This window comes from Pseudomonas sp. B611, assembly GCF_055407965.1.
This window is the reverse complement of sequence record NZ_JBUZST010000002.1, coordinates 13,101-27,619: the sequence shown is the minus strand read 5'-3', so window position 1 is coordinate 27,619 and position 14,519 is coordinate 13,101. Positions and strand designations below refer to the sequence as shown.

Below are 14,519 nucleotides of genomic sequence, written 5' to 3'. Positions count from 1 at the left end.
CGTTGTTACCCCATTAGAAAGCGTAAGGAGAATCACCATGTTGAGTTGGGCAATCACATTTCTGATCATCGCCATTGTGGCTGCAGTCCTGGGCTTCGGTGGTATCGCGGGCACCGCTACGGGGATCGCCAAGATTCTGTTTGTGGTTTTCCTGGTGATGTTTGTCGTTTCGTTCTTCTTTGGTCGTCGTGGCCGAGGCTGAATATGAGCCCCTTGTCCCTTAAAACCCTGGTTGCCGCCGCCCTGTTGGGCGGTAGCGGCTTGGTGATGGCCGCCAATGACGGTCAGTCCCGAGCCAATGAGTTGCTCAGTGCGGACCCGCAATACCGCCAGACCTGGCAAGGCGTGGTGAAGAAAGAAGAGCGCCTGCCGGAATGGGTGATGAACCTGTCGGGTACGGCTGAACAAATGAATGCCGTGGAAGAAGATGGCGACAAGTACTTGGTCGGGCCGCTCTGCGAAACCGCAGACACCTGCCTGAACAAGCGCCTGATCGTGGCCTTCAGCCTCGACAAGGACGATGCCTACGCGATGTTGGTAGAAGTCCCAGCCGGCTTGCCGGCGGACAAGTCGCCGACGCGGCACGCCGAATACCGTTTTATCGGTAAGCCGGATGCGGGCATGCAGAAGCTGCTGATGGAGCAGTTGAAGAAAGATCCGAATTGGTACTAAGGCCCCTTCGGCGGGCCGAGTCAGGCAGCATCGCGCGTCGCACGTTCACAAACCCACGGTTTGCTGAACTTGTGGCGGGCTTGTGACTCTCATTCCCCGCTTCTCATACCGCACGTAGCCGCAAATTTCCTTTTTGCCCGATTCCAACCATTACTTGGTGTGTCGGGGCGACCACCTATCGATAAAATTTCGCCGGTGCCATAGGACATTTCCGACACTGCGCCGCTGTATTCCCAGGCATTTCTGCCAACCCTTCGAAGACGTGCTGAATCTCTGAGCGAGCCGGCTTTGGCAGGTTCACGGCATATTCGCCGGACGATTTGTCGCATTTGAACTGACCGTTCGGACAGTTATTATGAAAAAAAGCCATGCCGATTCGGCATAGGGTAGGCGTTTACGGCATTAGACGTCGCTCCCTTGCATCGGAATAGTTGCGCCTTTTTTCGCCTGCCAGTAAGCCATTTCGGCCACGCTGCGGTGACCTTCCATGGAGGCAGATGCTCACACTTTTTCGCTTTCGAGCGTTGCGGCTGGCGCATTTGCCTTGAGTTCACTTGAAGTAAGGGTAATGACATGAAGAAGGCAAAGCTAAGCCTCGCCTGGCAGATCCTCATCGGTTTGGTGTTGGGGATCGCAATCGGCGCAGTGCTTAACCATTTCAGTGCTGAAAAAGCCTGGTGGATCAGCAATGTGTTGCAGCCAGCGGGCGATATCTTTATCCGCCTGATCAAGATGATCGTGATCCCGATTGTGATTTCCTCGTTGATCGTCGGCATTGCCGGTGTCGGTGACGCGAAGAAACTCGGGCGTATCGGCGTCAAAACCATCCTTTACTTCGAGATCGTCACCACCATCGCGATCGTGGTCGGCCTGTTGTTGGCCAACCTGTTCCATCCGGGTGCTGGCATCGACATGAGTACCCTGGGTACGGTCGATATCTCCAAATACCAGGCCACGGCTGCGGAAGTGCAGCACGAGCATGCGTTTATCCAGACCATCCTCAACCTGATCCCGTCGAACATCTTCGCCGCTGTTGCCCGTGGTGAAATGTTGCCGATCATCTTCTTCTCGGTGCTGTTCGGCCTGGGCCTGTCGAGCCTCAAGCCTGACCTGCGCGAGCCGCTGGTGACCATGTTCCAGGGCGTGTCCGAGAGCATGTTCAAAGTCACCCACATGATCATGAAGTACGCCCCGATCGGCGTATTTGCACTGATCGCGGTGACCGTGGCCAACTTCGGCTTCGCCTCCTTGCTGCCACTGGCCAAGCTGGTGATCCTGGTTTACGTCGCCATCCTGTTCTTCGCCTTTGTGATCCTCGGCCTGATCGCCCGCCTGTTCGGCTTCTCGGTGATCAAGCTGATGCGCATCTTCAAGGATGAGCTGGTACTGGCCTACTCCACCGCCAGCTCCGAGACCGTGCTGCCGCGCGTGATCGAGAAGATGGAAGCCTACGGTGCGCCGAAGGCCATCTGCAGCTTCGTGGTGCCAACCGGTTACTCGTTCAACCTCGACGGTTCGACCCTGTACCAGAGCATCGCGGCGATCTTTATCGCCCAGCTGTATGGCATCGACCTGTCGGTTGGCCAGCAACTGATGCTGGTCCTGACCCTGATGGTCACCTCCAAAGGCATCGCCGGTGTACCGGGCGTGTCCTTCGTGGTGCTGCTGGCCACCCTGGGCAGCGTGGGTATCCCGCTGGAAGGCCTGGCGTTCATCGCCGGTGTCGACCGCATCATGGACATGGCGCGTACCGCCCTGAACGTGATCGGCAACGCCCTGGCCGTGTTGGTCATCGCACGTTGGGAAGGCATGTACGACGACGCCAAGGGCGAGCGCTACTGGAACTCCCTGCCGCACTGGCGCAGCAAGGACGCGGCTCCGGCTGCCCAGGCTACTCGCAGCTGATAGCGCGAGCGCGGTGAGACAAACCCCGGGAAATCCGGGGTTTGTCGTTTCTGCCAGCCCCGCTATCATTCGCCCCATCATTCGGGGGATTTAACTGATGCTCAATGGCCTGTGGCTTGGCTTCTTTGTCGTGGCAATGGTGTCAGCGCTGGTGCAGTGGCTGGTGGGCGGTAACGCCGGGATATTTTCGGCAATGGTCGAAAGCATTTTCGCCATGGCCAAACTGTCGGTGGAAGTCATGGTGCTGCTGTTCGGCACTCTGACCTTGTGGCTGGGCTTTCTGCGCATTGCCGAAAAAGCCGGGATCGTCGATTGGCTGGCCAAGGCCCTCGGCCCGTTGTTTCGCCGCCTGATGCCGGAAGTGCCGGCTGGCCACCCCGCCATCGGTTTGATTACCCTCAACTTCGCCGCCAACGGCCTGGGCCTGGACAACGCCGCCACGCCTATCGGCTTGAAGGCGATGAAGGCCTTGCAGGAACTCAACCCGATCCCCAACACCGCCAGTAACGCGCAGATCCTGTTCCTGGTGCTCAACGCGTCCTCGCTGACGCTGTTGCCGGTGACCATCTTTATGTACCGCGCCCAACAAGGCGCCGCCGACCCGACGCTGGTGTTCCTGCCGATCCTGCTGGCCACCAGTGCCTCGACCCTGGTGGGCTTGCTGTCGGTGGCGATCATGCAGCGCCTGCGCCTGTGGGACCCGGTGGTGCTCGCGTACCTGATCCCGGGCGCGCTGGTGCTGGGTGGCTTCATGGCGCTGCTGGCGACCTTGTCCGCCACCGCGCTGGCCAGCCTCTCGTCGATCCTCGGCAACCTCACCCTGTTTGGCCTGATCATGCTGTTCCTGATCATCGGCGCGTTGCGCAAGGTGAAGGTCTACGAGGCGTTTGTCGAAGGCGCCAAAGAAGGCTTCGACGTGGCCAAGAACCTGCTGCCGTACCTGGTGGCGATGCTGTGTGCGGTCGGCGTGTTGCGTGCCTCGGGGGCGTTGGAATTCGGCCTGGAAGGGATTCGTCATCTGGTGGCCTGGACCGGCATGGACACACGTTTTGTCGATGCCTTGCCGACGGCGATGGTCAAGCCGTTCTCCGGCAGCGCCGCGCGGGCGATGCTGATCGAAACCATGCAAACTCAAGGTGTGGACAGCTTCCCGGCGCTGGTGGCGGCGACGATCCAGGGCAGTACCGAGACCACCTTCTATGTGTTGGCGGTGTACTTTGGTTCGGTGGGGATTCAGCGGGCCAGGCATGCCGTGGGCTGTGCGTTGCTGGCGGAGTTGGCGGGTGTCGTTGCGGCGATTGCGGTGTGCTACTGGTTCTTTGGCTGAGGCTAAAACCGCCTTCGCGAGCAAGCCCGCTCCCACACTTGACCGCGTTTATCCTGACGAAATGCGATCAAATGTGGGAGCGGGCTTGCCCGCGATGAGGCCCTCAGCGTTTCGGCGCTGTATTGCCCTGCTGCACAACCCACTCCACCACCTGCTTGTTCAACTGATCCCCCGCCAACCCAAACCCGGCCACCACCGCCGGCACCTTGGTATCACTCACCGGCTGCCTCACTTCAAACCGCCGACTGGCGATAATCCGCTGATCACTGCCGCGCACCAGTCGTGCGTCGAGGCGGATCACCACCTCCACCGCAGTGCCGCGGTACTCACTCTGGAACGCCTGCAACTGCCCGCCCAGCTCATAGTCGGCTTGCAGGTTGGTGTCGTCGGTACTCAACAACGTCACCCGCCCATCGCGCTGGAACCCGTCCAGCAGGCGGTTGCGCAACAGCACCGGCGACGGATCGCTCCAGCGCGAATTGGCATAGCTGCTGATCAGGTCGCCATTGGGCACCACGGCAATGCGTGGGCTGTCGAGAAATTCGCTGGTCTGGGGTTTGGTCACCCGCAGCGACCAGGCCACCGGCGTGCCTTGTACGGTCGCCGGTGCTGCCGCCAAGCGGTACACGTCCGATGGGTCAGGCTTGGGCAGGATCGAGCACGCGCTCACCAGGGCCAGGGCTACAGGGACGATCAGTTGATAAGCACGCTTCATGGCGTGAACTCCTTGTTCTTGTCACTGCCCAGCAGGTAACCGCTGGGGTTGGCTTCCAGGCGGCGGGAGATGGCGCGCAGCGAACCGAGGGTTTCGCGCAGTTCACGCACGGCCGGCGCCAGTTCGTTGAGGCCCTGCATGCCGCTGTTCACCGAGTCTTTGTTGTCGGTCAGCAAGGTGTTGATGGTGGCGGTGCTTTTTTCCAGGGACTTCATCGCCTGCTCGGCACTGCTGAACGCCTGCTTGCCTTGATCGTTGAGCAGGCCGTTGGCGTTGCGCATCAGCACGGTGGTTTGCTCCAGGGCGCCGCTGGCCTGTTTGCTCACCTGCATCAGTTGTTGCATCACCACTTTGATGTCGCCGCGCTGGTCGGCGATGGCGCCGGTGGTTTGCTGCAAATTGTCGAGGGTATTGCTCAGGCGCTCGACGTTCTCCCGGGAGAACAGCGCGTTGGCGTTATGCAGCAACAGGTTGATGCTGCTCATCAGGTCGTTGCTGTTGTTCAGCAGGCGCGCGATGGGTGACGGCGAGGCGATGATTTCCGGCAGGTTGCCGTCCTTGCCCTTGAGCACCGGGCTTTGTGGTGTGCCGCCGCTGAGTTGGATGATCGAGGTGCCGGTGATGCCGGTCAGCGCCAGCTTGGCCTGGGTGTCTTCCTTGATCGGCGTCTGCCCGGCCAGGCGGATGCGCGCGAGCACGCGGCGCGGGTCTTTGGGGTCCAGGCGCAGGCTGATCACGTCGCCCACCTTGATCCCGCTGTACTGCACCGAGCTGCCCTGGGACAGGCCGCTGACCGCCTCGTTGAACACCACCTCGTAATCCTGGAAGGCACTGTCGATGCTGGATTTGGCCAGCCACAGGCCAAACAGCATCGCGCCGACCACGACGATCACGCTGAACAAACCAATCATCACATGATGGGCGCGGGTTTCCATGTCATACCTCGTTGAGCGGTTGAGCGGCATCCAATGCCGCACGGCCCCGGGGGCCGTGGAAATATTCGTGAATCCAGGCGTCGTCGGTTTCCGAGACGACATCGATGGCGTCCGCCACCAGTACTTTTTTCTGCGCCAGCACCGCCACGCGGTCGGTGATGGTGTACAGCGTGTCCAGGTCATGGGTGACCAGGAACACGCTCAGGCCCAACGCATCGCGCAGGGTCAGGATCAGTTGATCGAATTGCGCCGCGCCAATCGGGTCAAGGCCGGCGGTGGGTTCGTCGAGGAACAGGATGTCCGGGTCCAGGGCCAAGGCGCGGGCCAGGGCGGCGCGCTTGATCATGCCGCCGGACAGCGACGCCGGGTATTTGTCGGCCGCCGACAATGGCAACCCGGCCAGGGCCAGCTTGACCGCCGCCAAGTGCTCGGCGTCGCGGCGGCTGAGGCCGGCGTGTTCGATCAACGGCAGCGCGACGTTCTCGGTCACCGTCAGCGAGGAAAACAGCGCGCCCTTCTGGAACAGCACGCCAAAGCGCCGTTCCACCAGGGAACGCTCATGTTCCGAGAGGCTCGGCAGGTTCTTGCCAAACACCCGCACCTCGCCTTCGCTGGGCCGGCGCAGGCCGACGATGCTGCGCAACAGCACCGACTTGCCGCTGCCGGAACCGCCGACCACGGCAAGAATCTCGCCCTTGTACAAATCCAGGTCGAGGTTCTCGTGCACGCTCTGGCTACCAAAGCGGTTGCACAGCCCGCGCACTTCAATCACCGCCTCAGTGGGCGCACGGTGTAAGCGACTCACCAGCCCATCTCCATGAAGAACAGCGCGGCGACCGCATCCAGCACGATCACCACAAAGATCGATTGCACCACGCTGGAGGTGGTGTGGGCGCCGACCGACTCGGCACTGCCGCTGACCTTGAAGCCTTCCAGGCAACCGATGGCGGCGATCAGGAACGCGAAGATCGGCGCTTTCACCATGCCCACGAGGAAATGCTGCACGCCGATGTCGGATTTGAGCAGCGAGAGAAACATCGCCGGCGAAATATCCAGTGCCACGGCACATACCACGCCACCGCCGACGATCCCCGAGAGCATCGCCAAAAACGTCAGCATCGGCAGTGATACCAGCAGGGCCAGCACGCGCGGCAATACCAGCAGCTCCATCGGGTCGAGGCCGAGGGTGCGGATGGCGTCGATTTCTTCGTTGGCCTTCATCGAGCCGATTTGTGCGGTAAAGGCACTGGCGGTGCGGCCGGCGATCAGGATCGCGGTGAGCAATACGCCGAATTCCCGTAGGAAAGAGAACGCCACCAGGTCCACAGTGAAAATCGTCGCGCCAAAGCTCTTGAGTACCGTGGCGCCGAGAAACGCCACCACGGCACCGACCAGGAAGGTCAGCAAGGCGACGATGGGCGCGGCGTCGAGGCCGGTCTGTTCGATGTGCGCGACCATCGGCGTGATGCGCCAGCGCTTGGGGCGGAAAATTCCCCGGGCAAAGGTCTCGAGGATCAGGCCGATAAAGCCCAGCAGCTGCTTGCTGTCTTGCCAGACTTTATCCACAGCCCGGCCGATGCGTGCCAGCACCTGGATGCCGGTGGCTTCTTCCGGGGCTTTGTCGGGCACACAAAAATCGTTGAGGGAGCGGTAGACGGTCTTGAGCAGTGCGCGGTCGGCGGCCGACAGGCTGCAATCGCTCTGCTCGGCGGATTGCTCGATGCGGGTGGGGCCCAGCAACTCCACTAGCAATGACGCGCCGGCGGTATCCAGGGCGCCGAGGCCGTTGAGGTCGATGCGGGCGCCGGCGTCGTATTGGCCGTCGAGGGTGTCCGACAGCTTTTTCAGGTCTGCGTAGTGGGCGAGCGTCCAGTCCCCCGTAATCCGCAGTAACGGAGGCGTGGAGGACGTATCGAGATGGGCTGCGCCGGCCGAGGTACTACTGGTCATAAGCTCCGAGCTTGTTTGGCTATCCACAATTCCTACGTAATAGCACGATCCTGCCTACTTTGGGTTGTCCGTTTGTGCTGCGTCGATGACTTTGAAGCGCAGCACGCCGATCACTTGGCCGTCTTCGGTGAGCACCTGCACTTGCCAGCGGCCTACAGCATCACCGGGGAAATTCTGTTTATGGGTCCAGGCGCGATAGCCTTCCTTGCGCCCGCCATGGATATCCAGGGCGATGCGGTCGACCTCTTTGCCGTTGAATTTCCACACGTGGTAGATCCGCTCATCCAGGCCGCGCGGCGCATTGATCGCGGTGTAGGCGTACAGCCCGTCAGTGCGCAGTTGGGCGACGGTGACTTCCTTGAGGTCATCCCCCGGCGTGCGGTCTTGCAGCTGGGTGCTGATGGCGACTTCCGTCATCCATAGGGTGGCCGGTGGTACCCAACTGCGTAGGAACCAGCCCGCGCAGCCAATCGCGGCCGTCACGCCCAGCAGCATTGCCCAGCCTTTGAGGCTGCGCAACGGCAGGCTGACCGCCAGGCTGGGGATCGACAGCGCCATGGCCACGCCCAGGGCCAGCTTGTAGCTCTCGGCGGTGGTCAGGTGCAGGATGATCGGCAGCGCAGTGAGCAGCGCGGCGAACAGGGTCAGGGTGTGCAGCGCGAGGAACAACGAGCGCTTGGGCGCGAGCCACTTGTAGTACAGCGGGTCGACGATCGACACCAGTGCCGCCGCGCCGAGCAGGCCGGTGAACAGCGATTGGCCGCTGTTCCAGGCGGTGGTGACGAAAAAGAATGGCAGCACAAAGAACAGACTTTCCTGGTGGATCATCTGGGTCGCGTAGCGCAGCAGCGGCTCGGGAATTTCGCGTTTGAAGACTTTGGCAAACAGCTGGGTAAAGCTGTTTTCCAGCATCAGCCACAGCCAGCTCACCAGCATGATCACCGCGATCCAACTGGCCATGCCCTGCTGGCGATCCACCAGAATGAAGCTGCACACCCCCGAGATAAAGCCGCCGAGTGCAATCACCCCTGGGTAGCGCTTCATCAGTTCGAGGACGCGGGTGATTATGTGGGTCAGGTTTTGCATTCGGCGGTTCGCAGTCTTCGTAGGAAAAATCCCAGACAGAATAACGTCTTAGCCCTGTGCTCGGTGGCTGATTACGCGATCCGTTTGCGATAAACCCGCACGCCGATCAACACAATCGCAATCAACCCGAGTACACCGGCACCGATCCAGCTCAGGGTGTCGTAGCTCAGCAGCGGTTTCTCGATGCGCCAGTAGCCCGGCTGCTTGAACACTTGGCGCATGGCCTGGTTGGTCTGGTCCAGGCTGACCGCCTTGATGCGTTTGACCGGGTCGCTGAAGTGGCCGTTGTTGTAGTCGCCCGAGGCGGCCCAGTAGTAATCGGCCAGGGCGCTGTTGCCCTGCACGGCCCAGGCCTGGCGGGCGATGGCGGCTTGTTGCAGGCGTGCGAAAACGGCCGGGTCGAGGCCGTCTTTGAGCAGTTGCGCCTGTAGGTTTTTCAGCACTTGCACGGCTTCAGGGAGGTTTTCCCGCTCCAGGTCGGCATTCAGGCTGAGGAAACCGACGCCGCCCAGCACTTCACGCTCGCTCCACGGGCCGTAGGACAAAGTGTGCTTGAGGCGTAGCTGGCGATACAGCGCCCAGTCGAGGTAGTCCTTGAGCAGGTCGTAGGTTTCATCGTGCCTGTCGTCCAGCATCGGTTCGGGGAACAGCCAGTGCAGCTTGGCGCTGTCACCGACCCAGCCATGGATCAGTTCGCGCTGGCTGGCGGCGGCGTGCTGGATTTGCGGCAGTTCACGGTGTTCGCTGGGATCGACCGGGTCGAGCTGGCCGTAGGTGCGTTCCAGGTAGGCCGGCAGGAGTTTGTCGAGGTCGCCGACGATGATCAGGGTCATGTTGTTGGGGGCGTACCAGTGTTTGCGCAGGTCCTCCAACTGGTCACGGGTCAACTGGCCGACTTCAGCACGTTCGGCGCACTTGAGCCCCAGTTCCACGGCGAGTTGTTTGCTGGCGGTGTGGCCGAGGTCCTGGCGGTCGAGCAGGCGTTGCAGGTGGGAGTAATGGCCGCCGTCCTCACGCTCCACCACTTGCTTGGCCGCGTTGATATTGGCGTCGGTCAGTTCGGTGCGGGTGATGATCGCCAGCAGCAGGTCGAGCACCTTGCGCTGGTTTTGCGCTGGCGCTTCGATCACGAAGGTGGTGTCGGCGTTGCTGGTGTAGGCGTTCCACTCGCCGCCCAGGGCTTGCATGCGGTCTTCCAGGTCGCCTTCGCCGCCGCCGTCGATGCCGCTGAACAGCAAGTGTTCGAGCAGGTGCGGCAGTTCCTTGTCTGCGCAGGCGAAGTCATCCAGGCCGACGCCGACCACCAGGCGAATCGCCACATGCCCGCGCTCGGTGCCCGGCTTGAGCAGCAATTGCAGGCCGTTGGGCAAGGTGTAGCCCTCGACTTGCAGGCGGTCAAAGGCAAAGGCGTGGGCAGAACCCACGAGCAGGCAGATGAGCAACAGGCGACGCATAACTGGCTTCCTGGCGAGTGAGGTCAGTGTTAACTGACTTCACGGGCCATCGTACGTTCAGGGCGAATGTGTGATGTCGGCAATATCTTCGGCGGAGAGTGCGCCGGTGTCGGACGTTTCCAACACTACATAGGCACTGCTGCAAAACAACGAGTTGAGACGTTTCATGTCGGCAATCAGCTCCAAATGCAGGGAACTGGTCTCCAGGCTCTGTACGATCTTGCGCTGCAAACGGCTGACGTGGGCGTGGGCCAGACGCCGTTCCTGGGCTCGAAAACGGCGCTTCTCGCGCAGCAGTTGGCGGGCGCTTTCCGGGTCGGCGCTGAGAAACACCGACAGGCCCAGGCGCAGGTTGGCAATCAACTGGCTGTGCAGGTCGGACAGTTCTTCCAGGCCGACCTCGGAGAACTGGCGGCGCTGGGAGGTTTTCTGCTGTTGGACTTTGCGCAGCATGCGTTCGATCAGGTCGCCGGCCAGCTTGAGGTTGATCGACAACTCGATGATCTCGGCCCAGCGTCGGCTGTCTTGCTCGCTGAGGTCTTCGCGGGGCATTTGCGCCAGGTAGAGTTTGATTGCGCTGTACAGCGCTTCGACGTCATCGCTGAGGCTGCGCATGGCCTGGGTGATGGCGGTTTGCTTGCCGCGCAGCACTTCCTGCATCGAAGTCAGCATGTTGTCGATCAGGTCGCCCAGGCGCAGGGTCTCACGGGCGGCGTTGGCCAGCGCCAGGCTGGGGGTGGTCAGGGCGGTCAGGTCGAGGTGACGGGGTTTGGCCTTGCCGTTGAGTTCTTCGCGCTCGGGCAGCAGCCAAGCACACAGGCGCGCCATCGGGCCGATGGTCGGCAGCAGGATCAGGCAGCGGCTGACGTTGTAGAGCAGGTGGAAGGTGATGACCATGCCCTGCACGCCGTAGTCCAAACCGTCCATCCAGCGTACGAGCGGGTCGAGCACCGGGATGATCAGCAGCAGGCCGATCAATTTGTACAGCAGGCTGCCCAGCGCCACCTGACGGCCGGCGGCGTTTTGCATGCTGGTGCTGAGGAAGGCCAGCACGCCGCTGCCGATGTTGGCGCCGATCACCAGGCCGATGGCCACGTGCAAGCCGATCACGCCGGCGCCGGCCAGGGTGGCGGTAAGTAGGACGGCGGCCAGGCTGGAGTAGGAAATCATCGCGAACAAGGCGCCGACCAAGGCGTCCAGCAGGATGTCGCCGGTCAGCGAGGCGAAGATGACTTTGACGCCTTGGGCGTGGGTAATGGGACCGGCGGCTTCGACGATCAATTGCAGGGCCAGCACGATCAGGCCCAGGCCGATGCCGACGCGGCCCATCTGCCCGGCCCGCGTCTGTTTACGCGAGAGGAAGAAAATCACCCCGAGGAAGATCAGCAGCGGCGACAGCCAGGACAAGTCAAAGGTCAGCACCCGCGCCATCAGCGCCGTACCGACGTCGGCGCCGAGCATGGTCGCCAGGGCGGGCATCAGCCCCATCAGGCCTTGGCCGACAAACGACGTCACCAGCATGGCCGTGGCGTTGCTGCTCTGCACCATGGCGGTCACCACGATGCCGGCGACAAACGCCAGCCAGCGCTTGGACATGTTCTGCCCGATGACCTGGCGCAGGTTGGAACCGTAGACCCGCAAGATGCCGGTACGGACGATATGCGTGCCCCAGATCAGCAGGGTCACGGCGGAAAGCAGATTGAGCAAGGTCAGCATGCTCGGCCCCCCGTGTGGGTGCGCTTCAAGAGAAGCGTAGGAAAGTTGCCGCGTGCCGCTCTACGTCTTGTACTTAAGCTGTAGTTGGCGAATGGCGTGCGCGCCAGCATTGCATAGCTGAAAGGGTGATTGAAACAAAACTGTCATGAAATCAGCTACAGAGATCGTTCCCACGCTCTGCGTGGGAATGCGGCCCTGGACGCTCTGCGTCTGCTTTTGAGGTCTTGACGCGGAGCGTCAGAGGAGGCATTCCCACGCGGAGCGTGGGAACGATCATGTTCCGGTTATTGACCCGGAATGTCTTTGCGCAGTTTCACCGGATCCTGCTGTTTCTTCTTTTTCGCGATGGCGGTGCGCATCTTGATGTTCACCGCTTCTACGGCCAGCGAGAACGCCATGGCGAAGTAGACGTAGCCTTTTGGCACGTGCACATCGAACGACTCGGCGATCAGCACAGTACCCACCACCAGCAGGAATGACAGCGCGAGCATTTTCAGCGACGGGTGCTTGTCGATGAATTCGCTGATGGTGCCGGCGGCCAACATCATCACCAGTACCGCCACGACAATCGCAGCGACCATGACCGGTACATGGGAAACCATGCCGACCGCGGTGATCACGGAGTCCAGGGAGAACACGATGTCGATGATCGCGATCTGGATGATGGTGTAGATGAACTTGCCACCCTTGCCGCCCGGCTCTTCGTGGGTTTCGTCTTCGCCTTCCAGCGCGTGGTACATCTCCTGGGAGCTTTTCCACAGCAGGAACAGGCCACCGAAGAACAGGATCAGGTCGCGCCCGGAAATGCCCTGGCCGAAGACCACGAACAGGTCGGCGGTCAGTTGCATGACCCAGGTGATCGACAGCAGCAACAGGATTCGCGTGACCATGGCCAGGGCCAGGCCGAAGATCCGGGTGCGTGCCTGCATATGCTTGGGCATGCGGCTGACCAGGATCGAAATCATGATGATGTTATCGATGCCCAGGACGATCTCGAGGGCCGTCAGGGTGAAGAAGGCAATCCAGATCTCTGGATTGGTCAGCCATTCCATGTGTATTCCTTTGAGCAAGTGTTAAACCGCGCAAGCTGCAGCGCCGCGCGGTTGAGTTGGTACGATTATAGAGTGCTGAACAGCGGAATAATCCCCATCAGCAACGCGGCGACCATTATGCACAGGCATACCAGCACTGCCCACTTGAGGGTGAAGCGTTGGTGATCGCCAAAGTCGATGCCCGCCAACGCGACCAGCAGGTAAGTCGAAGGTACCAGCGGGCTCAACAGGTGCACAGGTTGCCCGACGATTGACGCACGGCCCATTTCTGCGGCAGTGATGCCGTAGTGGCTGGCGGCTTCGGCGAGCACTGGCAGTACGCCGTAGTAGAACGCATCGTTGGACATGAAGAACGTAAACGGCATGCTCACCAGCGCGGTGATCACGGCCAGGTACGGGCCCAGCGCGTCAGGGATGACGGCCAGCAGGCTCTTGGACATCGCATCGACCATGCCGGTACCCGACAGGATGCCGGTGAAGATACCCGCGGCGAAGATCAGCCCGACTACCGCCAATACGCTGCCGGAGTGGGCGGCGACGCGGTCTTTCTGCATCTGCAGGCACGGGTAGTTGACGATCATCGCGATACTGAACGCCACCATGAACAGCACCGGCAGTGGCAACAGGCCGGCGATCAGTGTGCACATCAGGACGAAGGTCAGGGCGCCGTTGAACCAGATCAGCTTCGGACGACGGGCGTCGGGGAATTGCGACACGCTGATTTCGCTGTGGTCGATCTCGTCGCCTTGCAGGTGCAGTTCACCCAGGCGTGCACGTTCGCGCAGGCCGTACATGTAGGCAATTACCAGGATCGCGACGACGCCGGCGGCCATCGCCGGGATCATCGGCACGAAAATGTCCGACGGGTCCACGTGCAGCGCACTGGCGGCGCGGGCGGTCGGGCCACCCCAAGGCGTCATGTTCATCACGCCTCCGGCGAGGATGATCAGGCCGGCCATGATCCGCGGGCTCATGCCGATGCGCTGGTACAGCGGCAGCATGGCGGCCACGCAGATCATGTAGGTGGTGGCACCGTCACCGTCGAGGGACACGACCAGGGCCAGCACGGCGGTGCCGACCGAAACCTTGAGTGGGTCGCCCTTGACCATCTTGAGGATCTTGCGCACGGCCGGGTCGAACAGGCCGGAGTCGATCATCAGGGCAAAGTAGAGGATGGCGAACATCAGCATCACGCCGGTTGGCGCCAGCTTGGTGATGCCCGCAAGCATCATCGGGCCGATATCCGGTGCGAAACCGCCGAACAGCGCGAACAGGATCGGCACGATGATCAAGGCGATCAGCGCAGACAGGCGCTTGGTCATGATCAGGAACATGAACGTGATGACCATGGCAAAGCCAAGGAAAGTCAGCATAGGAATACTCCAGGCGTAGCGCGGCTAGGGAATGGCGAACCGGGAGGGCTCAGCGCAGAACGAAAGGCACGAGGCGTACGGGGGGAGTTGGAGCGAACAGGCGGTTACGGGCGGACATCGGGAATCACCATTGTTGTTGTGTACAGCCGGTCTGGTGCCGGCAGTTGGAGGCGATCCTAGACGGGAAAGCTTTCAGCCAGCTTTCGCTGGGAAAACAGGTGATGAAGGGAAGAGGCACAATCTTGGGATTTATGCAGATCCAAATGTGGGAGCGGGCTTGCTCGCGAATGCAGTCTGTCAGTTGATGATGCATCGACTGACACTGCGCTTTCGC

13 protein-coding genes are annotated in these 14,519 nt (G+C 61.4%); 4 read left to right on the top strand and 9 right to left on the bottom strand.

Annotated features, from left to right (window positions below):
* Positions 1–37: 37 nt before the first annotated feature.
* The 4 genes from ACZRMO_RS05170 (at position 38) to ACZRMO_RS05155 (ending at position 3,904) form a co-directional block, all read left to right on the top strand.
* A complete protein-coding gene (locus tag ACZRMO_RS05170) occupies positions 38–202 on the top strand; it encodes a DUF1328 domain-containing protein (protein WP_002555679.1) in 165 nt (54 codons plus the stop codon).
* A gap of 2 nt (positions 203–204) precedes the next feature.
* Positions 205–672, top strand: coding sequence for an inhibitor of vertebrate lysozyme family protein (locus ACZRMO_RS05165; protein ID WP_463972140.1), 468 nt, complete (start codon positions 205–207; stop codon positions 670–672).
* A gap of 573 nt (positions 673–1,245) precedes the next feature.
* A complete protein-coding gene (gene gltP, locus ACZRMO_RS05160; RefSeq protein WP_017734678.1) occupies positions 1,246–2,577 on the top strand; it encodes a glutamate/aspartate:proton symporter GltP in 1,332 nt (443 codons plus the stop codon).
* A gap of 97 nt (positions 2,578–2,674) precedes the next feature.
* Positions 2,675–3,904 carry a nucleoside recognition domain-containing protein gene (locus ACZRMO_RS05155; RefSeq protein WP_017734677.1) on the top strand — a complete coding sequence of 410 codons (1,230 nt, stop codon included), beginning with the start codon at positions 2,675–2,677 and terminating at the stop codon, positions 3,902–3,904.
* Positions 3,905–4,007: 103 nt separating this feature from the next.
* On the opposite strand, the gene ACZRMO_RS05150 is transcribed toward ACZRMO_RS05155, so the two are convergent.
* The 9 genes from ACZRMO_RS05150 to ACZRMO_RS05110 form a co-directional block, all read right to left on the bottom strand.
* The gene (locus ACZRMO_RS05150; protein WP_463972139.1) at positions 4,008–4,619 is read right to left on the bottom strand and encodes an ABC-type transport auxiliary lipoprotein family protein; all 612 of its coding nucleotides are present in this window, start codon (positions 4,617–4,619) and stop codon (positions 4,008–4,010) included.
* Positions 4,616–5,554 (bottom strand): MlaD family protein, encoded by a 939-nt coding sequence (locus tag ACZRMO_RS05145; RefSeq protein WP_124527097.1) that lies wholly within the window; start codon positions 5,552–5,554, stop codon positions 4,616–4,618. Before ACZRMO_RS05145 ends, ACZRMO_RS05150 begins: the two co-directional genes overlap by 4 nt.
* 1 nt (position 5,555) lies before the next feature.
* On the bottom strand, positions 5,556–6,359 hold the full coding sequence (locus ACZRMO_RS05140) for an ABC transporter ATP-binding protein (RefSeq protein WP_124527098.1): 804 nt from the start codon (positions 6,357–6,359) through the stop codon (positions 5,556–5,558).
* Positions 6,356–7,504, bottom strand: coding sequence for an ABC transporter permease (locus ACZRMO_RS05135; RefSeq protein WP_124527099.1), 1,149 nt, complete (start codon positions 7,502–7,504; stop codon positions 6,356–6,358). The genes ACZRMO_RS05140 and ACZRMO_RS05135 overlap by 4 nt, the downstream gene beginning before the upstream one ends.
* 54 nt (positions 7,505–7,558) lie before the next feature.
* Positions 7,559–8,590: a DUF5924 family protein gene (locus ACZRMO_RS05130; RefSeq protein WP_463972138.1), complete on the bottom strand. Its 1,032-nt coding sequence runs from the start codon at positions 8,588–8,590 to the stop codon at positions 7,559–7,561.
* 71 nt (positions 8,591–8,661) lie between these two features.
* The gene (locus ACZRMO_RS05125; protein ID WP_463972137.1) at positions 8,662–10,044 is read right to left on the bottom strand and encodes a M16 family metallopeptidase; all 1,383 of its coding nucleotides are present in this window, start codon (positions 10,042–10,044) and stop codon (positions 8,662–8,664) included.
* Between the two features lie 57 nt (positions 10,045–10,101).
* Complete coding sequence (locus ACZRMO_RS05120) at positions 10,102–11,760, bottom strand: Na/Pi cotransporter family protein (RefSeq protein ID WP_463972136.1); 1,659 nt, start codon at positions 11,758–11,760, stop codon at positions 10,102–10,104.
* Between the two features lie 284 nt (positions 11,761–12,044).
* A complete protein-coding gene (locus tag ACZRMO_RS05115; RefSeq protein WP_017734669.1) occupies positions 12,045–12,812 on the bottom strand; it encodes a TerC family protein in 768 nt (255 codons plus the stop codon).
* 65 nt (positions 12,813–12,877) lie between these two features.
* Entirely contained in the window at positions 12,878–14,185 is a 1,308-nt protein-coding gene (locus tag ACZRMO_RS05110; protein ID WP_463972135.1) for a CitMHS family transporter, read from the bottom strand.
* Positions 14,186–14,519 lie beyond the last annotated feature (334 nt).

Bases quoted from the DNA above. Each gene is read 5' to 3' on its own strand.
- ACZRMO_RS05165 (WP_463972140.1), top strand. From the start codon at position 205: ATGAGCCCCTTGTCCCTTAAAACCCTGGTTGCCGCCGCCCTGTTGGGC.
- ACZRMO_RS05110 (WP_463972135.1), bottom strand. From the start codon at position 14,185: ATGCTGACTTTCCTTGGCTTTGCCATGGTCATCACGTTCATGTTCCTG.
- gltP (WP_017734678.1), top strand. From the start codon at position 1,246: ATGAAGAAGGCAAAGCTAAGCCTCGCCTGGCAGATCCTCATCGGTTTG.
- ACZRMO_RS05115 (WP_017734669.1), bottom strand. From the start codon at position 12,812: ATGGAATGGCTGACCAATCCAGAGATCTGGATTGCCTTCTTCACCCTG.
- ACZRMO_RS05135 (WP_124527099.1), bottom strand. From the start codon at position 7,504: ATGACCAGTAGTACCTCGGCCGGCGCAGCCCATCTCGATACGTCCTCC.
- ACZRMO_RS05150 (WP_463972139.1), bottom strand. From the start codon at position 4,619: ATGAAGCGTGCTTATCAACTGATCGTCCCTGTAGCCCTGGCCCTGGTG.
- ACZRMO_RS05145 (WP_124527097.1), bottom strand. From the start codon at position 5,554: ATGGAAACCCGCGCCCATCATGTGATGATTGGTTTGTTCAGCGTGATC.
- ACZRMO_RS05155 (WP_017734677.1), top strand. From the start codon at position 2,675: ATGCTCAATGGCCTGTGGCTTGGCTTCTTTGTCGTGGCAATGGTGTCA.
- ACZRMO_RS05125 (WP_463972137.1), bottom strand. From the start codon at position 10,044: ATGCGTCGCCTGTTGCTCATCTGCCTGCTCGTGGGTTCTGCCCACGCC.
- ACZRMO_RS05120 (WP_463972136.1), bottom strand. From the start codon at position 11,760: ATGCTGACCTTGCTCAATCTGCTTTCCGCCGTGACCCTGCTGATCTGG.
- ACZRMO_RS05170 (WP_002555679.1), top strand. From the start codon at position 38: ATGTTGAGTTGGGCAATCACATTTCTGATCATCGCCATTGTGGCTGCA.
- ACZRMO_RS05130 (WP_463972138.1), bottom strand. From the start codon at position 8,590: ATGCAAAACCTGACCCACATAATCACCCGCGTCCTCGAACTGATGAAG.